Below are 25156 nucleotides of genomic sequence, written 5' to 3' on the forward strand. Positions count from 1 at the left end.
ATATGTAAACAGAAAACGGAAAAGTAAGCGGATGCGCAAAGTAAGCTGAAGCAAACTAATCTACTGTTTAAAAAGTCGCTAAACTGGAGGGGTATTATGAGCGCTACTGAAGAATTGCAAGGAAAGTATCATTTTGAAACATTGCAATTGCATGTTGGCCAAGAGCAGGCGGATCCGGCAACTGATTCTCGTGCAGTTCCTATTTATCAAACAACAAGCTACGTGTTCCATGATTTTGATCATGCTGCAGCTCGTTTTGATTTGCGTGATGCTGGAAACATTTATGGTCGTTTAACGAATTCTACTCAAGATGTTTTTGAGCGCAGGATTGCTGCTCTTGAAGGTGGAACTGCAGCTTTGGCTGTTGCTTCCGGTGCTGCGGCTGTTGACTATGCAGTTCGCAATATTACGCAGCAGGGCGATCATATTGTTTCTTCAAAGAATGTGTATGGTGGCACTTATAACCTGCTTCGTCATACGCTTCCTCGAGATGGTGTAACAACTACTTTTGTCGATCCTAAGAATCCTCAAAACTTCGAGGATGCAATTCAGCCAAATACGAAGCTAGTTTATTTTGAAACTTTTGGTAATCCTAACGCAGACTTGCCTGATTTTGAAGCTATTGCCGAAATTGCGCATCGTCATAATCTTCCTGTTTTTGTTGACAACACTTTTGCAACTGCCTACCTTTTCCGTCCGCTTGAGCATGGCGCAGATATTGTAGTTGAGTCTGCTACGAAGTTTATTGGCGGTCACGGCACAACTCTTGGCGGTGTTATTGTTGAAGGCGGCAATTTTGATTGGGCTAAAGTTCCTGGAAAATTCCCAACTCTTACAGAAGCTGATCCAAGTTACCACGGTTTGAACTTCTATGAAGCTTTAGGATCTGTGGCTTTTGTGACTCGTATTCGTGCGATTATTTTGCGCGATACTGGCGCTTGCATTAGCCCGTTTGCTGCGTTCTTGCTTTTACAAGGCACGGAAACCTTGAGTTTGCGAGTTGAACGTCACGTTGAAAACGCGTTGAAAGTTGTTCAATATTTGCAAACTGTGCCAGAAGTTGAATCTGTAAGTCATCCTTCTATTGAAGGCCGTTCTGACCATGAGCTTTATAAGCGCTACTTCCCGAACGGCGGCGGCTCTATTTTCACGTTTGATATTAAAGGTGGAAGGGATGCAGCTCGCGTATTTATTGACAATTTACAGCTTTTCTCGCTTCTTGCAAATGTTGCTGACGTGAAGTCATTGGTTATTCATCCTGCATCCACTACGCACTCTCAGGAAACTCCTGAAGAATTGGAAGATCAAGGCATTCATGAAGGCACTATTCGCTTGTCTATTGGAACTGAACATATTGACGATATTCTTGCCGATTTGCAGCGCGGATTTGACGCGGTTCGTAAAGCAGGACTTGCTTAAAAAGAGAAAGCGAAAGTAAAGCAAAAGTTATTAATTAAAAATATTCCTGAAGATCCATTACCATTTTATTCGGAGCGCATATTGTATTTGTATGCGCTCCGATTTTTTGTGTATATTCTTTAAATTTGCGCATCATACTTTAGGATGAGATACTAATTTTTTCTCAATAATTTCCGCCTTACGTACGATGGTAACCAGCAGTCTTTTCCCGTAAATTTAAGTATTAGCAGTAGATAACTATGCGATTACTACTTTTTAAGAAAAGGAGCAGTTATGAACAGTCCGTACGAAACAAGCTCATACGAGCAAGAAAATGATTTAGATTTTAGAGCAGATTTTAATCAAAACTTGATTGGTGAGACTGCGGTTGCAGCTTTGCACGTTGTTAAAGATTTTGGCAAGGGTGCGGGCATTGTTCACGCTCTGCGAGATGTAAGCGTAAGTTTTGAACGCGGCAAGTTTACGGCGATTATGGGTCCGTCTGGCTCTGGAAAGTCAACGTTAATGCACTCTTTGGCTGGTCTTGACAGCGTTAATTCTGGAAAAGTTTTGGTAGATGGCCTAGATATTACAGGCATGAGCGATAAGCAGCTTACACTTATGCGTCGCGAAATGGTTGGGTTCATTTTTCAAAGTTTTAATCTTCTTCCAATGTTCAGCGCTGAGCAAAATATTCTTATGCCTCTTACTTTGGCAGGTAAAAAGCCAGATAAGCAATGGTTTAATACTTTGGTTCATACTCTTGGCTTGCAAGATCGCTTAAAGCATAGGCCTGCTGAGCTTTCTGGTGGTCAGCGCCAACGCGTTGCAATCGCTCGAGCTTTAATTTCTAAGCCTTCCGTAGTTTTTGCAGACGAGCCTACCGGAAATCTTGACTCTGCTTCCAGCTCAGAAGTTTTGCATTTCTTGAAGAAGTCTGTAACGGAACTTGGTCAAACTGTAATTATGGTTACGCATGACGCTGTTGCAGCCTCTTATGCGGATCGAGCAATCGTGTTTGCAGATGGCCAAATCGTTGAAGACGTACAAAATCCTACTGCAGAAGGCATGAGCAAAATGCTTATGGAACGCAGCGAGGCTGGTATTAATAATCAGCCTGCTCAATTGCAATAAAAGGTGGTGAAGTTAGAATGTGGAAAATCGCACTAAAACTTATGCGTAAAAGCGTGCGCATGCTCATCGCCTCTGGAATTGCAATTCTTATAGGCAGCATGTTTATGAGCGCTACTTTGCTTTTTGTAAATAGTGTTGACGACTTGATGGTTCGCAACGCAACGAATGAATTCAGTAGCGCAAATTATGCAATCTCATCTAAAGGTTCTAACAATTCTCCGAGTGGTGCAATTCATTATAAGGACCTTCATTTAGATGAAATATCGAAGATGCCTGGTGTTAATGGCATTCGCAGTGACGATGCGACTGCGCTTGTAAGAGTGGAAAAAGGTGATAAATCAGTTACAAGTATTGCTTGGTCTAGTGGTTTGTATGGAAATCTTCCTGTTTATAAATCAACAGAAGGTAGAGATCCGCAAAAAATAGGCGAAATTACGCTTATTAAAAGTATTGCTAAATCAATACATGCAAACGTTGGCGATACTATAACTTTGGTTAAAGTAGATGACACTGGCGGAGATAAAGAAAAATCGTACGATGTTCGTGTGGTTGGTCTTGTAAACGATGGAGAACATTCTCAAATACCAGTTTCAAATCGCGGCACGTATCTTGGTGGCGTAACGAATGATTTTTGTGCAAAACTCAACAATCTTAAGAATTTTGACAATCAAGTTGTGCAAAGCAAAGTGTACATGAGTATTGATGAATCTAAAATAAACGATTTATCTCCTAAGATTAGCGCTTTGCTTCCAGAGCAATTTTCTCTTATGTCTAGGCACGAAGTTGGTGTAAGAGCTGTTCGAAATGTGTCCAACGGCACTAATTTTGTAACCATGTTCTTACTATCGTTTGGTATTCTAGCGTTGCTTATTTCTTCGCTTGTTATAGCAAACACATTCCAAGTTTTGGTTGCTCAACGCAGACGCACTCTTGCACTTTTGCGCGTAATTGGCGCACAGTCGCACCAGCTTTATGCGGCAGTTTTGCTTGAAGCTGCAATACTTGGAGTTATTTCTGCGTGCGTTGGCGTGCTTTGTGCAATCGGATTTATGGGCGCAATTAGTAACGTGAATATTAACTCTGGACCGTTATCTAAGATTCCTTTGATTGTTTCACTTCCGGCAATTGTGTGGCCAATAGTAATTGGCGCGATTGTAACAGTTCTTGCGTCTATGAGTGCTGCTCGATCTGCTACAAAAGTAACACCTATGGAAGCGCTGCGACCAATGGATTTGATGAAAGATAAGCGTGCAAGCATTCTTCGCGCTGTTCTTGGTGTTCTATTTATTGTTGTAGGTATTTTATTTACGGCTTTAAGTGCTACTTCTTTGGCAAGCATGATTGCTCAGCAGTCGCCTAATGCTGGTGCTGACTCTTGGATGACTTTGCTCGGGGCAGTGTTTGGGTGTGCGCTTGTTTTCATTGGAATTATTGTTACTGCAACATTCTGGATGCCGTTCGCTATGAAGGCAACTGGCGCAATCATGGCGCTTTGTGGGCCTGCTTCTAAAGTTGCCAACGCAAACGTGCAACGAAATCCTAGACGAGTTGCAGCAACTGGAACGGCTTTGCTTATTGGCGTAACGCTTGTTTCTACAGTAGTAACTGGCGCAATCTGCGGTAAAGCAACTCTTAAAGGTGTTGTTGATGACCGTTACAGTGTTGACATTATTCTTCAAGGCAAGAATGTTGATGAGTCTCTAGCTGCCGATATTTCAAAGATTAATGGAATAAAGAATACTGAGTTGCTTCCTGCAGTTCCTATGACTTTTAAGAACGCTAAGGGCAAAACTGAGTACGCTATGGCAGCTGGAGTTGATAATGCAGATCAACTTAGAAATGTAATGCACACTGACCTTGATGGCGTCAATATAAACAAAGATTCTGTGCTTTTGCCTAAGTTTAATGATGAAGGTGGAGAGCCTTTTGACCTTAAAAAAGGAAACCTTAGTCTACAGGCTTACGTAGAAAAGTACAGTTCTGATGAAACAGACAGTAATAATATTACACCATTTACTGGCATGAATACAGACTCTAGTAATAACGATAAGAGCATTACTGTAAAGCAAGTTCAGTTTAAGACGTATCGAAATATTGGTGTGTATTCAAATAATACTGCTTTTGTGAGCAAATCCTACTTCAATAACTACCTTAAGCCTACAACGCATATGCTGCTTATTTCGGTAGATTCTAGCAAAGCTAATCTTATAGATATTGTTAAAAACATTCGAAATGTTACATCTAGCTATGCGGAGGTTATGTCTGCTGGAAGCGTGTTCCAGAGAGCGCAGTGGGAGAGTGCTATCGACGCAATGATGATGGTGCTTGTTGGCTTAATAGCAGTAGCTGTTGTGATTGCCTTAATAGGTGTTGCAAACACATTAAGCTTGTCTGTTATTGAGAGAACCAAAGAATCTGCAACTTTGCGCGCAATAGGCATGACGAGAGGCCAGGTTAGAAGGTCTCTTGCGTTGGAAGCAACGTTGATTTCCCTAACAAGCACTGTTTCGGGCTTGATTGTTGGAACAGCGTTTGGATGGATTGGATCCTACATGGTGTTTAGCGTACTTGGCAAAGTTCCATTTGTAGTTGATTGGGCTATTTACGCGGTCCTTGCTCTCATAGCTTTGCTTGCAGCGCTTCTTTCCAGCGTGCTTCCAGCTCGCAGAGCAGTGAAGTCTTCGCCAGTAGTTGCGCTCGCGGAGGACTAAATTTCGCAAAAACTATCTGTAAAAAGATAGTCTATAGAAGTTAAATTGCAGAAAAATAAAAATCATGCCGGTGTGTAAATTTTACGTGCCGGCATTATCTTTTTCTTAAGCGTTTTCGACACGCAGAAAAAATTTGTATTATCGTTATTATTTTTTATTAAAACATGCGCATAATTATGCGAAGCTTATAATATTATGTATAAAAATAGCATTTTTTATTAAAGATATTCAAAAATAATACGATTATTATTCATAATGACAAGTTTTATTGGAAATTTTCCGAATAAATATCGTTGAAAATGTATTTATTTCTTTGTTATGCTCAAAATGACTGCTGACATAAGTTAGACATGAAGGCCGCTACGAGCAAGGAGTAGAAAATATGGTAACGGTCAATAAAAAATCTGCCGCAGCAATTGCAGGAATCTTATTGTTCATGCAAAGCCCAATGCCAGCGTGGGCGCAAGATGCTGCTAATGAAGTACAGAATGTACCAACTCAAGCAGAGGTGACTAAAAAAGCGCCTACTGAAGAAGCAATTGAAAAAGCTGAAAAGCGTGTTCGCGAATTAGAAGCTCAAATTGAAGACTATAAGAAAAAAGTTGCAGGATTTGACGAAACTTTAAATAACATCGATAAGACTGAAAAAATAGCTGAAAACGCTACTAAAATTAAAGAAAATGAACTTTTAGAAGCTGAAAAGGCATCTAAAATGAATGCAGAAGATGCAAAAGCAAAGGCTGCGGAATTTGAAAGATCCAAAAAAGAAAAAGAGATTGAGCTTAATGGATTAAAAGAAGCATATAAAGCTGCAAAAGAACAATATGATAATGCAAAAATATATCTCAATGGTTTGCAAAGTAACGAACAAGAAAAAATCCAAGTAAAAGAGAGAGCAGAAGCTAACGTAAATAAGTATGAATCACAAATTTCAAATCTTCACAAAGAAGTAGATTCTCTTAATGAATCTATTGCAAGTGATTCTGCTAAAATTAGAGAGTATGATACAAAAATCGATGAATTACAATCTGCATTAGATAAAGCTGATCAAAATAATGGCGGTAATATTTATTCTATAGCGGAGCAGTTTAGACAAATCTCTAATAATCATACTTTACTTAGTAGAAAAGTTGAAGAAAATAGGAAACTTGTTGCTGATAAACAAAGAACTGTGAACGAATTAGATACTAATTTCAAAACAGAACAGCGAGAATTTGAACAAGCAAGTGAACAACTTCAAAAGATTAAAGACCAAATTGGGGAGTCTGAAAAGGACGTAGCCAAAAAACTTGAAGCTTTTAACAGTAAAGATTCTGAAGTAAAGCAAGCAGAGTCTGAGATAAAGAGTCTTAATAGCATTATTGAAAACTATGAGTCAGTTGGCAAAGGGGATAATCTAAGCCAAAAAATTGAATCACTAAAAAGTGCTATTGCTGGTGTTAAAGCATTAAAAAATAATCAGCCTGATGCAAGAGCCAAGAATAATGAACTAAAAAAGCAAGCTGAAAATTCTTTAAGCAACGCAGAAAAGGAACTTGAGGAAGCTAAAGTTAAAGTTACTACCCTAAAAGCTCAATTGGAACAGGAAAAAGTTCAAAAGAATCAGCAAAATGGTAGCAGCTCTGCTGGTAATAATAAGGCAAAAGAATCTGAAAAACAGACTGATCCTGTTGTCCCAGTTCCTGCAGTACCTGAAACATCTACTCCGAAAGTAGCTGCTCCAGAAAAGCCGGAAACTGAGGTTGTTCCGTCTCAACCTGAAGCCGAAGCTGCTCAGCCGGAAACTGAAACTGCACCAGTAGAACCGCCGGTTGGGAAGCCTGAAGCCGAAGTTGCGAAGCCGGCACCTGCTCCTGCTCCATCTCAACCTGAAGTTGAAACTGTGCCAGCTGAAACTGATGTTGTGAAGCCTGAAACTGAAACTACTCCAGCGAAGCCGGAAGCTGAAACTGTTCCAGAGAAGCCGGAAGCTGAAACTGTTCCAGAGAAGCCTGAAACTGAGGTTGCACCAGCAGAACCGCCGGTTGTGAAGCCGGCACCTGCTCCTGCTCCATCTCAACCTGAAGCTGAAACTGTGCCAGCTGAATCCGAGTCCGTGAAGCCAGGAACTGATGTTGTGAAGCCGGAAGCTGAAACTGCTCCAGCGGAGCCTGAAATTGAAACTGTTCCAGCAGAGTCGGAAGTTGTACCAGTAGAACCGCCAGTTGTGCAGCCGGAACCTGCTCCTGCTCCATCTCAATCTGAAGTTGAAACTGTGCCAGCTGAAACTGATGTTGTGAAGCCTGAAACTGAAACTACTCCAGCGAAGCCGGAAGCTGAAGTTGTGCCAGCTGAATCCGAGTCTGTGAAGCCAGAAACTGCTCCAGCGAAGCCTGAAACTGAGGTTGCACCAGCAGAACCGCCGGTTGCGAAGCCGGCACCTGCTCCTGCTCCATCTCAACCTGAAGCTGAAACTGTTCCAGAGAAGCCTGAAGCTGAAACTGTTCCAGAGAAGCCGGAAGCTGAAACTGCTCCAAAGAAGCCGGAAGCTGAAGTTGTGCCAGCTGAAACTGATGTTGTGAAGCCTGAAACTGAAACTACTCCAGCGAAGCCGGAAACTGAATCTACTCCAGAGAAGCCGGAAGCTGAAACTGCTCCAAAGAAGCCGGAAGCTGAAGTTGTGCCAGCTGAATCCGAGTCTGTGAAGCCAGAAACTGATGTTGCGAAGCCGGAAGCTGAAACTGCTCCAAAGAAGCCTGAAACTGAGGTTGTTCCATCTCAGCCGGAAACTGAAGTTGCACCAGTAGAACCGCCAGTTGTGCAGCCGGAAGTTTCCTATGTTCCAGAAGATACTTATCAGAAAAATAATGTTGTTCAGGAACAAGTTGTTGCAAAACCATCTGTGTCCGAAATTACTAATCCACCTCATGCTACTTATGCAAATACGATTATTGCTGAATCTACTGTTAAAAAATCAGCTCCTGTTGAGAATAAGACAGTAGTGAAGCATGAAGTTGTAGATTCTCATGCTTCTGAAGAAGTGTCAACTGATGCTGATAATAAAGAAATTGAGGAATCAGCAAAAGAGACTGATGAAAAGATTTCTGATATAGAAAGCAAAAAGCCAAAAGCTCAAGAAAGAGCTTCAGGTGAAAATCAATCTTCTGGCAATGGGTGGGGCACTCTTATATGGAGTGTGCTAGGAGCTCTAACACTTACAGGTGCAGCTGCTACAGGAATGGCAGTCATGCGGCATCGCCGCAACACGCGCGCATAGTGCATAACCCAAGCGCAGATAGTATAAATTACTAAAACTTGCGGCTTTATGTTTCCTTTGAATATAAAGCCGCAAGCTTATAGTTTCATTGTGCTTTCGTAGTTTGTGTGCATGTTAGTTTGCAGTTTTGTATTAAAGTTGCTGTACGCCTCGAGTTTTTGTTGCTGAATATTTGCAATATTATCAGTGTACATATTGCACTAAGCAGCCCGCTATTTAGATCTAAAGTAAAAATAAAAGCCTACAAATCTAACAATGTAAACAATTAGCGTAATATATTTACAGTTTTACTAAACCATTTTCGTAAGCAAAAACTACAGCCTGCACGCGGTCTCGAGCATCGATTTTTCCTAAAATATGCGCAACATGAGTTTTTACTGTAGGTAAGCTAATAAACAGTTTGTCAGCAATTTCTTGATTTGAAAGCCCGTGAGCAATTTCAATCAGTACTTCGTATTCGCGATCAGTAAGTTCTGGAAGAGTTGAATTTTCGCTGTGAGGAATTTGCGTTGATAGGGAAGTTGTATTGAGCGAAGTATGCATAATACTATCTTGTTGAACCATAGTTGCGATTAAACGCTTGGTTGCAGTCGGTGCAATAATTGCGTTGCCTTGATACACAGTTCGTATGGAATTAAGCAAAGTTTCAGGTTCAGTATCTTTCAAAAGGAACCCGGAAGCACCCGCATGAATTGCAGCCATAACATATTCGTCTAAATCAAAAGTTGTTAAGATAATGATTCGAGTATTTGTGTTAGTTTTTTGCTGCAGAATCTTGCGAGTTGCCTCCAAACCGTCCATTACAGGCATGCGAACGTCCATAAGAATAATGTCTGGAAGATCTTTTTCTGTAAGCTCTACTATTTGTTTTCCATTCGCTGCCTGGGAAACAACTTGCATATCTTGCTGTGAGTTAATTACCATGGTAAAGCCTGCGCGCACAAGTTCTTGATCGTCGGCGATTGCGATGCGAATTACTTCATTGTTTTCCATATTTTCCATAGTATCAACTTACTCTTGCTTATTTAATGTGTTGTGTTGAATTTGCTCGTCAAGCGAAGGAGCAGGACGAATCGCGATCTCAGTTACATTTGCACCATTATTTGCTGAATGAACACTTGAACCTGTTTCTCGCAAAATCCCAAGCAATTTTCGCATGTACCTAAGTGCTGAGCGACCTTCATCTCCAATGTTTTTAAAAGCTTTACTAATTTCTTCAATTTGTTCTTGTTCCTGTGATTGCTCTGGTTCTGATGACTTTCGATTTTCTGCATTGCTATTTGATTTTTCGTATTTATTTAGCATACTAATTCCACAATTTGCAGCATTAATTACCTTATGTAATGTGAGTGCAACTTTTTGCTGAATATTTGCGCTAAGTCGTTGCCTTTCTGCGTTCGCTGCAAGTACTTCTAGCTGTTTTTGCTCTTGTTCAAGTTCCGTTCTTCGCGCTTTGAGAAGCAGCAAATTATTATCGTCACTCCGGCGGTAATAAGCAAACGCAATAACTGTAAAACAAATTATTGCAACTATGAAACCAAAAACTAATCCAACGGACGCAATTTGCATAATGTCATAAAAATTGGTTGTGACAATATTTGACGTAAAGAATCGTATTGGAGTTTCATTTTGTGGAATATTTCTTGTAGCAATACCAATTTTTACTGCGAAAATAGCAGATTCGGCAAGCACTACTGCGCTAACCCATTGCCATGCGCGTTTTTTACCGTAGAGAACCGCAGCGTAAATAATGTTCGGTATGAAAAAATTAGCGAATAAAATATTAGGCAGGAATATAAGCTGTATTGCAGAAAATACTGCTGCAACAATTGCGCATGTAGTTGGAGATTTTCTACGGAACATGAATGGAATCATGGTTGTAAGAGTAAATACTCTATAAAGTATTTGTAATGAAAGCGAGCTGGAATATTGTGAAGTCATTCCAGTTCCAACAAGAAAATCGTAAGTTGGTATAAAAAGCATCATAACAACCCAAGGTGATGCATAAATAATGTCTCCAATAAGCCAATGTTGTTCAAACCATTGTGATACTTTCTCAATCCTATTTTGTGAAGCATTTGTTTCTGGTAAAACTTTTGGCAAAACTTTTGATGAGGTTGGAACGTTTACATCTGCTGGTTTCACATTTGCCGGTTCTGCTTGCGCTGCCGATTCATTATTAACTTTTGTATTCTTATAAGTAACGTTAGGAATACTATTTAATGCAGAAGTAGCGCTGTTTGATTGGTCTGTGCTGTAAGAATATGGAATAAAAGCAACAATACTAAACGTTCCGTCATTGAGTCTCCCATAATCAAGCGTTCCGTGAAGATTTTCAAGTCGCTCTTTCATACCAATTAAGCCATAACCGTTTTTATGTTGCGCATTGCTATTTTGCGTTTGGTTAGCTTCGGTTTTGTGTATTTCATTCGTGATTTTTAGTGTTAAGCCTTGGTTCTTCCACTGTTCATGAATGTTTATTTTAACGCCATCTCCTGCGTGCTTTCGAATATTAGTAAGAGATTCCTGAACAACGCGGTATGCAACGGTTTGTGCGTCCGTGTTAAGCCTATTTTGAGAATTTATGCCATCAACAGTATGCCAAAAAATATTTTTAGGAGATGCAATTTTTGCTTGCTCAATAAGCGAAGGTATGTGATTGAAATCCAATTGACCCGATGGAGCGTCTGTTAAAGCTTCTAGAAGTCGGCGCATATCGTGAACGGCGCGCTCGGCTTCGTTTTTAATAATATGCATTGTTTTTTTAGCAAGCGCAATATCTTTGGTTGCGGCATAACGGCCACCATCTGCTTGAACAATAATAATAGAAAGCGTGTGGGCAACAATATCGTGCATGTCTCTGGCAATTCTTGCGCGCTCTGCAGTAACGGCAATATTTTGAGCTTTTTTTCGGTACGCGCGAATAGCATTATTGTGATCTTGTAAAAGTTGAATAGTATGCACGTGAGTGCGCTGCCAGTAGCCAATAATAACCGTAATAGTAGTAATAATAATCGCAAAAATTATTGAAGGAATTGCAAAATCAAGTATAATCGAAATGCAATTTCTTATGTTACTACTATTTATATTTCGTACGCTGTAAGTATAACTAGCTTTTGAATGATTGTTGCCATATATTGGTCCCATTACAATATTCCACGATATTACTGCGCAAGATAATACGGTTGTTACGTAAGCTGCAATAACAAAAGCTTTTGAATGCTCTGGATTTCCACGCGCAATAGCGTTAACAAGTAGCACGAAACCAAAGAAATCAGCAAAAAGTTGAGTAGGACCAAATATTACTTGCACAATGCAAGTAACAATAAAAATAGTAGCCGATTGTTCAGGCCATAGTTTTCGTACTGAAAGTAGTAATGCAATAACAACATTGGTAAGCGTTACTGTAATTAGTGAACTTTGTGTCAAAAAGCCATCAACGTTGCTTATAACGTAGCGATTGCTTGAGAGTATAAAAAGAATAAGTGAAATAATACCCCATAATATATCGTTTATTGTAAGCTCAGTGCGTAAGCGTTGTAGTGCACTTTGAAACATATGAGGTATTTTCATATTTACTAGGCTAGTGCATAGTACTTTATAGAACAATCAAACTTGAGTATGATTTATGAATAGAGTGTGTAATTGATAGTTGCAATGTAGCACGCGAGTACAGAAAGGGAATGTGAAATGGCATTGCTGACAAGTTACTATGTTCCGGGATTGCATATTGAAGAACGTGCGATTGATGTGCCGCTTGATTGGGAAGGCAACACTCCAGGTGGTGCTATTAAAGGCGAGACACTTCGATTATTTTGCAGAGTAGTTTGCGCGCCTGAGCATATACATGATGACTTGCCATTGTTGGTGTTTTTACAAGGCGGTCCTGGCGGTCAGTGTCCACGCCCGCTTTCTCCCTCTAGCGACGGCTGGATTCAAGAGGCTATTCAGCATTTTCGTGTAGTTTTACCGGATCAGCGCGGAGTAGGACGCTCTTCAAGAGTGGATGCTTCAACTATGAAGCGTATGGCAGATGATGGCGTAAGTGTTGAGCGTCAAGCATGGTATTTGAAGCGTTTCTTAGCTGATTCTATTATTCGCGATTTTGAACATTTGCGACTTACAGAATTTGACGCAAAACCGTGGGTCTCTCTAGGTCAAAGTTACGGTGGTTTCCTTACGCTTACATATTTGTCGCTTTTCCCACAAGGATTAATCGCAAGTTTTACAACAGGAGGCATTCCTCACGTTCCAGCAAATGCGCGTGAAGTCTATGAGCATACTTTCCCCCGTATGGCACGTAAAACTGAGCAATTCTATGAGCGCTATCCTCAGGATGTTGCTCGTGCAGCCGCTATTGCAGACCGTATTGCTCAGGGAGATGTTGTGCTTCCAAATGGAGAAAAGCTCACAGTTGAACGATTCCAAATGTTGGGCTCTTCCTTTGGTATGAAACCAAGTTTTGAGCGAGTACATTGGCTTCTTGATTCCGCTTTTGCAGATGGTGATGGCTCTTTGAAAGCGTTTAAGCACGGTGGTGGAGCTTCTGCAGGTAGTTTAAGCGATGAATTCTTGTATGGTTTAATGGATGCTACTGCTTCGAGTCCTCTATATTGGCCGTTACAAGAGTTTATTTATGCCGATGGTGAATTGGAACATCCAATTTTGTGGGCTGCCCAGCAAGTTCGAGAAAGTATGCCCGAATTTTCTGGTTCAGCTCGTCCACTGTTGTTTACTGGAGAAGCAATGTTTCCTTGGATGTACGATCAAGAACAAGCTCTACAGCCATTCTTACCAGCTGTCGATTGTTTAATGAAAGATAAGCAGTTCGGTAAGATTTATGACCAGAATCAGCTTGCTAATAATGAAGTCCCATTGCAGTCAGCAGTCTATTTTGATGACATGTATGTGGATTCTGGCCTTCAGCTTGACACGCTTTCTCGTATTGCTCATTCGCATTACTGGACTACAAATGAGTTTGAGCATGATGGTTTGCATGGAGACGTAGTATTTCGTCACTTATTTAATGAAGCGCTTAATCGTGGAGATTTAGCAGCATTATATAAGCGATAAATTCTTGATATTGCTGTGATGGCTCGACATGTATTCAAATAAAACACTGTTTGATATGCTTTACATCTGTATGTAAGCACATTTACTGATCAGTGTGCTATTAAAATATCGCTTAGCAAGGGGGAGTTCGTTATGACTACTCAAATATTGGGGAATATTGGATTTATTGGCTACGGGAATATGGCGCAGGCAATTGTGCGCGGTGCTGTACAAGCCGGCATAGTGCAAGGCGAACATATTGTTGCTTGCGCTCGCCATTTTGAAAAACTTGAGCATACTGCATCGCAGTTTGGTGTGCACGCCTTACATACTGCTCAAGAAGTGTGTGAGGCAAGCGAGGCGGTTATTATAGCTGTAAAACCTCATCAAGTTGCTGAAGTACTAAAGCCTATTGCCAATTGTATTATCGAGCGTAATATTGCAATCATTTCTGTAGCAGCAGGTTGGACACTGGAACGCTATCAAGAGTTACTTGGCATGAATGCTCATGTTCAGTGCATTATCCCTAATACTCCTATTGCGGTAGGTCAAGGAGTGACGTTGGCTGAAACTGCTCATTCACTTACGGATAATCAACTTTCGATGTTTCATGCTTTATTTGAGCCGATTTCTTTAATAGAGCGGGTTGATGCGGCACATATGAATATTGCGATGTGTCTTTCCAGCTGTGCTCCTGCTTTTACTGCAATGTATATAGAGGCGCTAGGGGATGCTGGCGTGAAATATGGTTTGCAACGTGATTGTGCATACCGTTTGGCTGCAAAGATGATTGAAGGTGTGGGTGCATTGTACATGGATACTCGTGTGCATCCAGGAGCTATGAAGGATGCTGTGTGTTCTCCAGGAGGAACCACTATTCGTGGTGTCGCTGAGTTAGAATCTTGCGGCTTCAGAGGGGATGTTATTGCTGCAGTGGATGCTATCGAAAATAAATAGGATAGGAATAAGTTGTGTCGGCTTTCCCGGCGCTGGTCTACACTAGGTGAATATGTCTTTAACTATTGGAATTGTTGGCTTGCCAAACGTAGGCAAGTCCACTATGTTTAATGCTTTAACTCGTAATAATGTGTTGGCGGAGAATTATCCGTTTGCAACAATTGAACCAAATACTGGCATTGTTCCGCTTCCTGATCGTCGTTTGCCAGTATTAGCTAACTTGGTTCATACCGAAAAGATTGTGCCTGCAACTGTTACTTTCGTAGATATTGCTGGCATTGTTAAGGGCGCAAGTGAAGGTGAAGGCTTAGGAAATAAATTCCTTGCCAATATTCGTGAAGCAGACGCAATTTGTGAAGTCGTTCGCGCATTTAATGATGATGATATCGTGCATGTTAACGGCAAAGTAGATCCTGCAGACGATATTGACACGATTAACACTGAGCTTATTCTTGCCGATATGCAAACTATTGACAATGCTCTTCCAAAGTTGGAAAAGGATTTGCGTGGTAAGAAAGTTACGCAGGAATATGTTGACGCTGTAAATAAAGCTAAGCAAATTCTTGAATCTGGTAAAACGATTGACCAAGCTCATAACGAAAAGCTTATTGATAAAAACGATGTATATGATTTACACTTGCTCACTGCTAAACCGTTTATTTATGTATTTAATGTAGATGATTCAGAGTTGGCTGATGAAGATTTGAAAGCACGTTTATCTGCTTCCGTTGCTCCTGCTAAAGCAATCTTCTTGAATGCTCAATTTGAGTCTGAGCTTACTGAACTTGACGAAGCTGATGCTCGTGAAATGCTTGAAGATGCTGGTTTAAAGGAGTCTGGTTTGGACCAGCTTGCACGCGTAGGTTTCGACATCCTTGGTTTGCAAACTTACTTAACTGCAGGTGTGAAAGAAGTTCACGCGTGGCAAATTCATAAAGGCTGGACTGCTCCACAAGCTGCTGGCGTAATTCACACTGATTTTGAGCGCGGATTTATTAAAGCAGAAATCGTATCTTACGACGATTTTGTAGCCGCTGATGGTTCTATGGCAAAAATTAAGGAAGAAGGAAAGCTTCGCCTTGAAGGTCGCGACTATGTGATGCAAGATGGTGACATTGTTGAATTTAAGTTTAACGTGTGAAATTACTGCAGAAGTGAAATAGAATGTAAAGTTTCATATGTGATATTGCTCGCATTTGAAAGATAAATTTTATTTTTGGTGTTGCTTGTTCTAGTTACTGGTAGACTAGAGCAAGCAACGCTTTTGTTTTCTCGTGTTGGAGACGTAATGCAGTTTATTCATAAGTTGATGAACGATATACGAAAGTGTACTCATAGTGCTGTGAAGGTGCGCGATTGGTGGCAATCTGCCTCTGTGGCTATGCGTATTGTTATTGGTACTTGTTCAACTATTGTGTTTATTGCTTGGGTCTGTTTTATTGGTTTTGAAACTTTTAATATGGTTTCTGCTGCACAACGTTATCAACTATTAGCGCCGAATGCTATGCTGATTCAACGTAAGCAAAATAATAGTGGCAATCATCAATTGTATATTAATAACAATGATGCTGACTCTCATAAGTTTGCACAAAGACATACTAAACGTTGTGGCAAACGAGCATCGTGCAATACTAGAAGAGTTAAATCTGATTTTTGGAGGAAGCCTACAGGGGGTAAGTATCCGAATCTTGATGGGATTCCTGTTTCTCAATTACGCGTGCGAGTAAACTTAACTAAACAGCGTGTACATGTTATTGCGAATGGGAAAAATGTTTACACGATGGTTATAAGTTCCGGTATGGATAATTCTACGCCTCATGGTGATTACATGATTGGTATGCGTGGGACCCACTTCTTTAATACGACAGAAGGTGTTGGTGCTGATTATTGGGTAGGTTTTATTGGTGGACAATATTTATTCCACTCAGTTCCAACGCGTTACAATTTTGGCGAATATATTCCGTCTGAAGGTGTAAAACTTGGCTCTCCTGCTTCGCATGGCTGTGTACGATTGAGTGTTGCAGATGCTAAATGGTTTTATGATCATATTCCTACAGGAACAGCTGTTCATATTGATTAACTTTCTGAGAACGTACATCAGATATGGAAAGAGGGTCTTTATAAAGACCCTCTTTTTAAAGTTGCGTAGTACAGTTCTTTAGAAGAACAAGACTGATGCTAAGCAAGCCAAAATAACTAAAACAATAGAAGCTAAGAAGCTTGCTAGGAAAGCAGTGCGACCCTGTTTGAAAATAACTTTGAAGTTTACGTTAATTCCAAGAGCAGCCATTGCCATGCCGAGGAAAACATATCCTGCATCAACTAAAGTTGCTGCATGTGTAGCTACGAAAGGAACGTAAGTTCCAATAACGGATGCTGCAATGAAGCCAAGCATGAACCATGGGAAGCTAATCTTATGCTTTCCGCCATCTTCAACTTTAGAATGACGAGCATTCCACCAAATTGCAATGAAAATTGATGCTGGAACGAGCATAAGAACGCGAGCTAGCTTCATGATTGTTGCAACATCAATACTTCCAAAAGCTCCGCCGGCAGCAACAGCGTGTGCAATTTCGTGAAGAGATGCACCTGAAGCGATGCCAAGCTGCTGCTTAGTCATGCCGAAGTGAGGAAGAATGAAGATTTCAGCAAGAGCGTAAATGGTGCCCATGATTGCAACGGTTGCAACGGCCATAACTTCGTTCTGTTCTTTTTCATCTTCTTCCTCTGGAAGAACTGGCATTGAGCCAGAAAGACCCATAACTGCTGCGGCGCCACAAATACTTGTGCCTCCTGCGGTGAGCATTGCAAGCTGAGGGTTTACCTTTAACAATTTAGCAATGTTATAAGTTACGCAGACCATTATGGCAACTAATACAGCTGCAATAGGTAAGCACTTAATACCTTTGGTAAATAAATCGTGTAAGTTCAGTTTAAAACCGAGGAGAATAATGCCAAGACGAAGAAGCTTGTTTGCAATCAAGCCGGCAGCACTTTTAACACCAGCTCGTCGTAAATCATTATTCTTTTTGTATGCGTGTAATGGCAGCTGCAGAGCCATGCCAACAAGCAACGCAATAATAAGAGCCCCCAGTAGTTTTAAGCCTGGGTATTGCTTAAGCCAGCTACCGATGAAGGAAGCTAGAAGTGTCAATACGGCGATGAGAGCCATATCGATGGTGCAGATTTTCTTTTTCCATGTATCAAAGAAAGTAACCATTTAGCTCATTATTCTCTCATAATCGGACAAAATCGAACATGAAATTAAGGATTTCGCCAATAATGATGCATTTTGCTGAAAAAACACGCGACACGCCGAATATAAAAATCACAGAATCTAACATTATATATCAAGATATATCACCATATATTAAAATGTGGTGTCTCGTATTGTTTGCAATGCACGATGAGTATTGAAAATTTTTGTTAGAATGGCAAGATAATTGGTATGTGTGAAAAAGGTATAAATAGCAATCATATTGTGCAAATTAAACGCGTGTATGAATGTGCCGATAATGATGACGGATTTAGGATTTTGGTAGACAGGCTTTGGCCTCGTGGGTTAAGTAAAGAGCGTGCGCATATTAACGAATGGTGTAAAGATATTGCTCCAACAACTGAATTGCGCCGATGGTTTAATCACGATTCTGAACGTTTTGATGAATTTTCTCATCGTTATGTTGATGAGCTTGATGCCAATGGTGAAGCTGTTGAACATATTATTGCATTATGCAATCAGTATTCAACGATAACACTGGTATATGCTGCTAAAAATCCTTCTATAAACCATGCGTTGGTTTTGCAACACTATTTGCAAAATTTACTCGTGTAGTTGATATTAAAATGGAATTTTGCGTGAGTGTTACTTAATATGCCTACAACAGCGTTTGCATAAACAAAAGTGAGTATTTATAAACATGTGTGAGCTGTTGCTGTGCTGTATTTGACACACCGATTTTCATTGATATTGCAACAAAATTAAGCATAGAATTTATTATTTTTTTCGTATACTCGACACTTGCATTACAGTACGTTACAATTTCCCTTTGGCATATGGGTCGGTGGTACAAAGGAGGCCTCCCAGAAGCTGCCATCCCAGCGCTCAGCGAGTGCTTGTTTTTTTTTTTAAAGCGATCACTCGTTACACAAAGTTTTGTAGAACTTGTTTTCACAAGGAGAAGAAATGAATTCGTTGTTTACATGGCAACTTCATGGTGATGGCAAAACATTAAAGCCGGGTGAAGTGGTAGAGCCGGACGAGCGTTTAACTTGGACTCGTACTGCTGGTATTGGTGCTCAGCATGTGATTGCAATGTTTGGTGCTACGTTCTTAGTGCCTATTCTTACTGGCTTTGATCCATCGACTACTTTGATGTTCACAGCTCTTTCGACGGCATTGTTCTTGTTGATTAATGCAAATAAGCTTCCTAGTTATCTAGGAAGCTCTTTTGGTCTTATAGCACCTGTTATGGCTGTGACTGCAGCGCATAAAGGCATTGCTGTAGCAAGTTTTGGCATTATGTGCACCGGTTTGCTTCTTGCAATTATTGGTGTGCTTGTACATTTTGCAGGTGCCAAGTGGATTGATATTATTATGCCGCCTGTAGTTAATGGTGCAATTGTTGCAATTATTGGTTTTAATTTAGGACCAGCTGTTTGGGGTAACTTCCAAAAAGCTCCAGATACTGCATTGGTGACGCTTGTTGCTGTTATGCTGATTGCAGTTATTTTCCGTGGTCTTCTTGGACGTTTAAATATTCTTTTAGGTGTTCTTGTTGGATACGCTTATGCGTGTTTCCAAGGTCAAGTTGATTTTAAAAAGATTGAAGAAGCTTCTTGGATTGGTTTCCCTAACTTCCATACTCCAAAAGTTGATTTTTCTGTGCTGCTTATGTTCTTGCCGGTTGTGCTTGTGCTTATTGCGGAAAACGTCGGCCATGTAAAGTCTGTAGCTCAAATGACTGGCCGCGACTACGATTCCAAGATTGGTACTGCGTTGTTTGCTGACGGTTTAGGAACAGCTATCGCTGGTTGCTTTGGTGGTTGCGGTACCACTACATATGGTGAAAACATTGGTGTTATGGCTGCAACAAAGGTTTATTCTACTGCTGCTTACTGGTGTGCAGCTGCGTTTGCGTTTATCTTGAGCCTTTGCCCTAAGTTCGGCGCAATTGTAAACTCTATTCCGGCTGGCGTTTTGGGCGGTGTTACCACTTTGCTTTACGGCATGATTGGCATGATTGGTGTGCGCATTTGGGTAGAAAACAAGGTGAACTTCGATAAGCCAGTGAATATTATGATTGCTGCAATTGTGATGATTATTGGTATTGCTAACTTCCAGTTTGCTATTTCTGGTATTCAATTCAACGGTATTGCTATCGGCACTGTTGTGGTGCTGGTTGTGTATCACGTTATGAAGGCTATTGGTAAGCTTACTGGCACAATTGCTAAAGATGATCCAGATGTTGCTTAGTATTTAAAAAATCTGATTTAATGTAATCTATTTAAGCGCGTTCGTATTAACTTGCGGGCGCGCTTTTTTGTAATTATTTTTGATTACACAACAAATACAACAAGTAGATTGGGAATAATTAGTATAGTATCATTAACTTTATGTTGAAAGTCATTATAGAAATAATCATTGGCATTGCATGGGTTGCTTTTGGCGCGTATATGGCTAAAAATTCTAAAAACGGTAAGACATATAAGCGTGCCGATTATACAAGCGACGGAAAGAAGAAGAGCAATCAAAATAATGATTTTGCCGGTACTTCTGCCGATACTTCTACGGATGATTCTAGCGATCAAGATGTAGTTATAGAAAGCATTGATGAAGATAATAGCAATGCAAATGTTGTTGCTAAAGATGTTGCTAAAGATACTTCTAAAGATGAGTCTAATAGTGAAAACAAAGATAAGACTTTTTCAAAGTTTGCAAAAAAAATAGGAGATTGGGCAGATAGTGACGATGATGACCTAGGTGACCTCTTTAGTGATCTATTAGAAGCTAAGAAAAAACTAGAAGACGAAGGCGATTTACGCAAAAATAGCGATACTAGCGAAGATAGCGAAAATAGCGAAGATAGCGAAAATAGCGAAAATAGCGAAAGCAATACTAGCAATATTAGCGATAATAGTAATAGCAATAAAAACGATGATAAAGTCACCAAAAATAAGGAGTATAAGCATTCTATGAGATTAGAGTTTAACGTAGGTAAATTTATTGGTGGCTCAAGAAAATGGCGCTGGGTTCTTGCTGCAATAGTAATAGCAATAGCTTTCGTAGTGGCAATAGTTTTTGGTCTTGCGAAGTTTATAACTGATTGCATGTGGTATGCGCAGCTTGGATTCGAGAGCGTAATCTGGATTCAACTAGCCGCTAAAATCGGCGTTTGGGCTTTGTACGCTCTGCTTATGGCAGCTTTTGGGTATTTATCTGCAATCATTGCTATTAAAAAGCGTCCTGGAAGCGAAGATGGCACTTACATTAAAGAAACAGGAAATATTTTAGACACCAAGAAGGGCATAAGTTCTAAGCTTGCAATGCATGTTGCTGGAGTTGTGTCTTTGATTGTAGGTGCAGTATTTGGAATGCAATTCTACAATCACTGGGTGCAAATTCTTCTTATGTTTAATTACCAGCCGTTTGGTATTAAAGATCCGCAGTTTGGATTTGATAACGGCTTCTACGTGTTTGTTTTGCCGGGATTAAGGCTTTTTATTAGGGCTTTCATTGTTCTTCTTGCGGTTTCTTTGCTATTTAGTGTTATAACAAACGTCTTGATGGGGTCTGTAAGAATTACGCTCCCAGTAAATGGCAAAGGCATTTTTAGTATAACTAAGAGTGCAAGGCGTCAAATTTCCGCATGGTTTATGCTGGTTATTATTTTTTGGTCTATTTTGCAAATATTAGATGTGTTTACAGTTGTGAACTTAGATGGTTCTAAGATTACAGGTGGATCTTACACAGATATGAACGCTGGTGTTCCTTCTAGCATTGCAATGGCTGTAATTACGTTAGTTGTCGGAACTGTTATAACAGCATGGTTGCTAAAGTCTCATGCTCTTAATGGAAACGTAAAAATTGGCACGCGTTTCGTTGTAGCTATTAAGGCTTGGAGAACACCTGCTATAGCTGTTGCGTCGCTAGTCGTGTGCGCTATGGTGTTGTCTTTTGTTTGGCCTGCTCTTTTGCAACGTTTTAAGGTTGCTCCTAACGCTCAGGAGCTGGAAGCTCCTTATATTCAGCGAAATATCGATGCTACGAAGTTTGCGTATGGTTTGAATAATGTAAAGAAAGAATCGTATAACGCAACTTCTCAAGGTAAATCTGGCGCTCTAGCAAAAGAAGCAGAATCTACAGCGCAAATTCGTTTGCTCGATCCGCAAGTCACATCTCCAACATTCCGTCAGCTTCAGCAATCAAAGCAATACTACACTTTTGCGGACACTCTTTCTGTTGACAAATACGATATTGACGGAGTGAGTCAAGATACTGTTATCGCGGCTAGAGAGCTAGATTTAGCTGGCAATGATAATCGTAACTGGGTGAACGATCACACTGTTTACACTCATGGATACGGCATGGTTGCGGCTTATGGAAATAAGGTTACTGCAGACGGTCAGCCTCAGTTTATGGAATACGGTATTCCTACTCAAGGTAAGCTTACGAAGCAGCAAAAATATGAGCCTCGTATTTACTTCTCTCCAAATGCTCCTGAGTATTCTATTGTTGGTTCTCCAAAAGGCACAACTCCTTGGGAGTTTGATTATCCAACAGGTTCTCAAGGTGCCTTAACTACTTTTAAGGGTAATGGTGGCCCGAGCGTAGGTAACTTCTTCTCTAGGTTGCTGCACGCTATTCGTTTTGAATCAGATCAGATTCTATTCTCGGATCGTGTAACTAATGATTCGCAGATTTTGTACGATCGTGATCCTAAGACTCGCGTGTCTAAAGTTGCTCCATACTTGACATTGGATGGGCGCGTGTATCCTGCAGTTGTCGACGGACGAGTTAAGTGGATTGTTGACGGCTATACTACGTCTGATGCCTACCCTTATTCGCAGATGACTGATTTCGGTAATATAACTCAAGATTCCACAACTACTACATCTCGCTCAATTAAGGGCTTGACTCATCAGCGTGCAAACTACATCCGTAATTCTGTAAAAGCTACAGTTGACGCTTACGATGGTTCTGTTGATTTGTACGTGTGGGATACAAAGGATCCTGTGATTAAGGCTTGGAAATCGATATTCCCGGGACATTATCGCGATATTTCCACGATTTCAGGCGATTTAATGAAGCATTTACGCTATCCAGAAAGCCTGTTTAAAGTTCAGCGTTATTTGCTTGCAAAGTATCATGTAGACACTGCAAGTCAATTCTTCTCAGGAGAAGACTTCTGGCAGATTCCTGTTGATCCAACAGAATCTCAAGAAGCGCAGCGTGAAGATATTTTGCAGCCTCCATACTATTTAACCTTACAAACAGGTGATGCGAAGAAGCCAGTATTTTCGCTTGTTTCAACATATATTCCAGCAGGTAAAATTACTCGCGAAATCTTAACAGGCTTCATGTCGGTTGATTCGGATGCTGGAGATACTCCAGGAAAAATTAGTCCAAATTATGGAAAAATTCGTTTGCAAGAATTGCCGAAAGTTTCTAATGTTCCAGGACCTGGTCAAGCTCAAAACAACTTCAACGCCAATGCGAACGTATCTAAAGAGTTGAATTTGCTTGAATCTGGATCTACGAAAGTTAAGCGCGGTAATTTGCTTACCTTGCCATTGGGCGGTGGTTTAGTTTATGTTGAGCCTGTGTATGTGCAATCGAGTGGTTCTACGAGCTATCCATTGCTTAAGAAAGTACTGGTAGCTTTCGGAGATCAGGTTGGTTTTGCTGACACACTAGATGAGGCGCTTGACCAAGTATTTGGTGGAAATTCCGGAGCTTCGGCAGGGGATGCATCAAATAATGCTGCTGGTAAGACCGACGAATCTCAAACAAGTGATAACAGTAAAGATGATAAGCAAAGTCCTTCTAAGCAAAATGAAACTAAAAACTCATCTGCAATGAGTCCACAATTAAAAGCTGCTCTTAAGCGCGCAGCTCAAGCATTAAAGGATTCCGATGTTGCTATGCGCGAAGGCAATTGGGAAGCGTATGGCAAAGCTCAAAAGGAGCTAAGCGATGCTATTGGCGAGGCTATGAAAGAAGAATCTGCAAAGTAGTAGAATTGCTGTTATTATGCCGTTATTATCTCAGTTTTGTAGCTGAGATAATAACGGCTATTGTTATAGATGTGTTAATAATTCAGATAATGAGCTGAGTTCTTAATGGTGGTTGGGTTGTGAGCGTTAATCTCTCAGCTCATTATCTGAGTTTTTAACGGTGTTTTGTTGAATACTGTTACTTTCTCAGTTTGCTAGCTGAGTTTTTAACGGTGATTTAAAGCTGACTATCTGGATCTTCGTCGTCGCTTACAGGACCAAGAAGCAGACGCTCACTAATATTGACTACTCCCATAAGCAATGCAGTAAACGCAATAATTACGAAAGTTGCAGAAAAAATAAGCGGAGTGCGGAAAGAATTGTATGCAGCCTGTAGCCAAATACCCAGTCCTTGACGAGCGCCAAGATATTCTGCAGTAGTAGCTGCGCCAAAAACGTAGGCTGCGCTAATGCGAATACCGCCAAAAATTTGGCGCGCTGCAACCCGCAATTTCACATGCCAAAGCGTCCAAACTCGTCCAGCTCCGCACGTGAGAGCTACATCACTGTAAAAACTTGGTACAGCATCAAGTCCTCTAATTGTTTGAACAGCAATAGGGAACATGCTAAAAATAGTTACGATAACAATTTTTCCAGACATTTCGAAACCGAACCATATAAGAAATAGCGGGGCAATCGAAATAAGTGGTAACGTTTGCGCAGCACAAAGTAGCGGAAATAGTGCTGCGTGAACCAGCTTGCATACGTGGAAAAGTACGCCCAGTAAGATGCCGCACGCAATGGCAAGACTAAAACCAATAACTGTTTCTTCAATAGTTGCAAGAGTTGCAGGCCATAATTGCGGCCATACGTCACATGTTGCTTTAGCGATATCTGTAGGAGTTGGAATAGAATTTTCTGGAATTTTATAGAACTCGCAAGAAAGCTGCCAAAAAATTAGTAACGTAATAATAGAAATTACTGTTGGCAGATAACGATGCAGTAGTGATTTCCAACGCGCGCGCGTCATGGAATATCGTTCCTTTCAATATACAAGCCGTAATGCTTGTTGTAGTTGTTTGACTGCTGCCCCAATCAAACAACGTGAATAGTAATAAGTTTTTCTTGTATGAAAATATCATACGGCTGGTATGAAATGTGTTATGTGCTATACAAACATATTTTGTTACGTAATAATACGTAATAAACTGTGTCATGATATTTCGTCAAGCATGTTGAATGTTGCGGTTGCTGATTGCTTTGCTTGTTTGTCTTTCTATAAGTGCATAATCGAGACGTTTCGTGAGTCAATGTGTGGCAAACCGAATTACGAGTTTTCGGGGGCATTGAACGGCGCGGGCTAGGACCTTGTTACCGTTTTCTGCCAAGTTCGTGTCACATTCCCAGAAAATGGTATACGCAGAAAGTTAGGGAA

General features: G+C 40.6%; 15 protein-coding genes. 11 read left to right on the forward strand and 4 right to left on the reverse strand.

The window, feature by feature from the left end; translation table 11 throughout:
* The first annotated feature begins 96 nt into the window (after positions 1-96).
* The 4 genes from HXT28_RS02100 to HXT28_RS02115 all read left to right on the forward strand — a co-directional run bounded on the left by HXT28_RS02100 (position 97) and on the right by HXT28_RS02115 (position 8499).
* Positions 97-1419, forward strand: coding sequence for an O-acetylhomoserine aminocarboxypropyltransferase/cysteine synthase family protein (locus HXT28_RS02100; RefSeq protein ID WP_422113597.1), 1323 nt, complete (start codon positions 97-99; stop codon positions 1417-1419).
* Between the two features lie 273 nt (positions 1420-1692).
* On the forward strand, positions 1693-2532 hold the full coding sequence (locus HXT28_RS02105; protein ID WP_016637204.1) for an ABC transporter ATP-binding protein: 840 nt from the start codon (positions 1693-1695) through the stop codon (positions 2530-2532).
* Between the two features lie 17 nt (positions 2533-2549).
* Entirely contained in the window at positions 2550-5243 is a 2694-nt protein-coding gene (locus HXT28_RS02110; RefSeq protein WP_422113598.1) for an ABC transporter permease, read from the forward strand.
* Between the two features lie 382 nt (positions 5244-5625).
* The gene (locus HXT28_RS02115; protein WP_422113599.1) at positions 5626-8499 is read left to right on the forward strand and encodes a hypothetical protein; all 2874 of its coding nucleotides are present in this window, start codon (positions 5626-5628) and stop codon (positions 8497-8499) included.
* Between the two features lie 279 nt (positions 8500-8778).
* Here HXT28_RS02115 and HXT28_RS02120 read toward each other — a convergent pair whose 3' ends face one another.
* The gene (locus tag HXT28_RS02120; RefSeq protein WP_016637213.1) at positions 8779-9501 is read right to left on the reverse strand and encodes a response regulator; all 723 of its coding nucleotides are present in this window, start codon (positions 9499-9501) and stop codon (positions 8779-8781) included.
* A gap of 9 nt (positions 9502-9510) precedes the next feature.
* A complete protein-coding gene (locus tag HXT28_RS02125; RefSeq protein WP_016637214.1) occupies positions 9511-12072 on the reverse strand; it encodes a sensor histidine kinase in 2562 nt (853 codons plus the stop codon).
* Positions 12073-12189: 117 nt separating this feature from the next.
* Between HXT28_RS02125 and HXT28_RS02130 the strand changes: the two genes are divergently transcribed.
* From HXT28_RS02130 to HXT28_RS02145, 4 genes are all read left to right on the forward strand, one after another.
* Positions 12190-13572 (forward strand): alpha/beta fold hydrolase, encoded by a 1383-nt coding sequence (locus HXT28_RS02130; protein ID WP_016637215.1) that lies wholly within the window; start codon positions 12190-12192, stop codon positions 13570-13572.
* Positions 13573-13704: 132 nt separating this feature from the next.
* Complete coding sequence (gene proC, locus HXT28_RS02135) at positions 13705-14508, forward strand: pyrroline-5-carboxylate reductase (RefSeq protein WP_422113600.1); 804 nt, start codon at positions 13705-13707, stop codon at positions 14506-14508.
* A gap of 52 nt (positions 14509-14560) precedes the next feature.
* Positions 14561-15649 (forward strand): redox-regulated ATPase YchF, encoded by a 1089-nt coding sequence (gene ychF / locus HXT28_RS02140; RefSeq protein ID WP_016637217.1) that lies wholly within the window; start codon positions 14561-14563, stop codon positions 15647-15649.
* Between the two features lie 147 nt (positions 15650-15796).
* Entirely contained in the window at positions 15797-16588 is a 792-nt protein-coding gene (locus tag HXT28_RS02145) for a L,D-transpeptidase (RefSeq protein WP_032814943.1), read from the forward strand.
* Between the two features lie 78 nt (positions 16589-16666).
* On the opposite strand, the gene HXT28_RS02150 is transcribed toward HXT28_RS02145, so the two are convergent.
* Positions 16667-17728 carry a YeiH family protein gene (locus HXT28_RS02150; protein WP_016637219.1) on the reverse strand — a complete coding sequence of 354 codons (1062 nt, stop codon included), beginning with the start codon at positions 17726-17728 and terminating at the stop codon, positions 16667-16669.
* Positions 17729-17956: 228 nt separating this feature from the next.
* Between HXT28_RS02150 and HXT28_RS02155 the strand changes: the two genes are divergently transcribed.
* The 3 genes from HXT28_RS02155 to HXT28_RS02165 all read left to right on the forward strand — a co-directional run bounded on the left by HXT28_RS02155 (position 17957) and on the right by HXT28_RS02165 (position 23742).
* On the forward strand, positions 17957-18340 hold the full coding sequence (locus HXT28_RS02155; protein WP_064347578.1) for a DUF488 domain-containing protein: 384 nt from the start codon (positions 17957-17959) through the stop codon (positions 18338-18340).
* A gap of 351 nt (positions 18341-18691) precedes the next feature.
* Entirely contained in the window at positions 18692-19981 is a 1290-nt protein-coding gene (locus HXT28_RS02160) for a uracil-xanthine permease family protein (protein ID WP_016637221.1), read from the forward strand.
* A gap of 140 nt (positions 19982-20121) precedes the next feature.
* On the forward strand, positions 20122-23742 hold the full coding sequence (locus HXT28_RS02165; RefSeq protein ID WP_422113601.1) for a UPF0182 family protein: 3621 nt from the start codon (positions 20122-20124) through the stop codon (positions 23740-23742).
* 217 nt (positions 23743-23959) lie between these two features.
* On the opposite strand, the gene HXT28_RS02170 is transcribed toward HXT28_RS02165, so the two are convergent.
* On the reverse strand, positions 23960-24751 hold the full coding sequence (locus tag HXT28_RS02170) for an ABC transporter permease (RefSeq protein ID WP_016637223.1): 792 nt from the start codon (positions 24749-24751) through the stop codon (positions 23960-23962).
* Positions 24752-25156 lie beyond the last annotated feature (405 nt).

The organism is Gardnerella washingtoni, from assembly GCF_049262705.1.
Classification (GTDB): Bacteria; Actinomycetota; Actinomycetes; order Actinomycetales; family Bifidobacteriaceae; genus Bifidobacterium; species Bifidobacterium vaginale_D.

What these genes read in the sequence shown, in the direction of transcription:
- HXT28_RS02150 (WP_016637219.1), bottom strand. Translation starts at nt 17,728, where the DNA reads ATGGTTACTTTCTTTGATACATGGAAAAAGAAAATCTGCACCATCGAT.
- HXT28_RS02120 (WP_016637213.1), bottom strand. Translation starts at nt 9,501, where the DNA reads ATGGAAAATATGGAAAACAATGAAGTAATTCGCATCGCAATCGCCGAC.
- HXT28_RS02125 (WP_016637214.1), bottom strand. Translation starts at nt 12,072, where the DNA reads ATGAAAATACCTCATATGTTTCAAAGTGCACTACAACGCTTACGCACT.
- proC (WP_422113600.1), top strand. Translation starts at nt 13,705, where the DNA reads ATGACTACTCAAATATTGGGGAATATTGGATTTATTGGCTACGGGAAT.
- HXT28_RS02110 (WP_422113598.1), top strand. Translation starts at nt 2,550, where the DNA reads ATGTGGAAAATCGCACTAAAACTTATGCGTAAAAGCGTGCGCATGCTC.
- HXT28_RS02105 (WP_016637204.1), top strand. Translation starts at nt 1,693, where the DNA reads ATGAACAGTCCGTACGAAACAAGCTCATACGAGCAAGAAAATGATTTA.
- HXT28_RS02145 (WP_032814943.1), top strand. Translation starts at nt 15,797, where the DNA reads ATGCAGTTTATTCATAAGTTGATGAACGATATACGAAAGTGTACTCAT.
- HXT28_RS02100 (WP_422113597.1), top strand. Translation starts at nt 97, where the DNA reads ATGAGCGCTACTGAAGAATTGCAAGGAAAGTATCATTTTGAAACATTG.
- HXT28_RS02115 (WP_422113599.1), top strand. Translation starts at nt 5,626, where the DNA reads ATGGTAACGGTCAATAAAAAATCTGCCGCAGCAATTGCAGGAATCTTA.
- HXT28_RS02130 (WP_016637215.1), top strand. Translation starts at nt 12,190, where the DNA reads ATGGCATTGCTGACAAGTTACTATGTTCCGGGATTGCATATTGAAGAA.
- HXT28_RS02165 (WP_422113601.1), top strand. Translation starts at nt 20,122, where the DNA reads ATGTTGAAAGTCATTATAGAAATAATCATTGGCATTGCATGGGTTGCT.
- HXT28_RS02170 (WP_016637223.1), bottom strand. Translation starts at nt 24,751, where the DNA reads ATGACGCGCGCGCGTTGGAAATCACTACTGCATCGTTATCTGCCAACA.
- ychF (WP_016637217.1), top strand. Translation starts at nt 14,561, where the DNA reads ATGTCTTTAACTATTGGAATTGTTGGCTTGCCAAACGTAGGCAAGTCC.
- HXT28_RS02155 (WP_064347578.1), top strand. Translation starts at nt 17,957, where the DNA reads ATGTGTGAAAAAGGTATAAATAGCAATCATATTGTGCAAATTAAACGC.
- HXT28_RS02160 (WP_016637221.1), top strand. Translation starts at nt 18,692, where the DNA reads ATGAATTCGTTGTTTACATGGCAACTTCATGGTGATGGCAAAACATTA.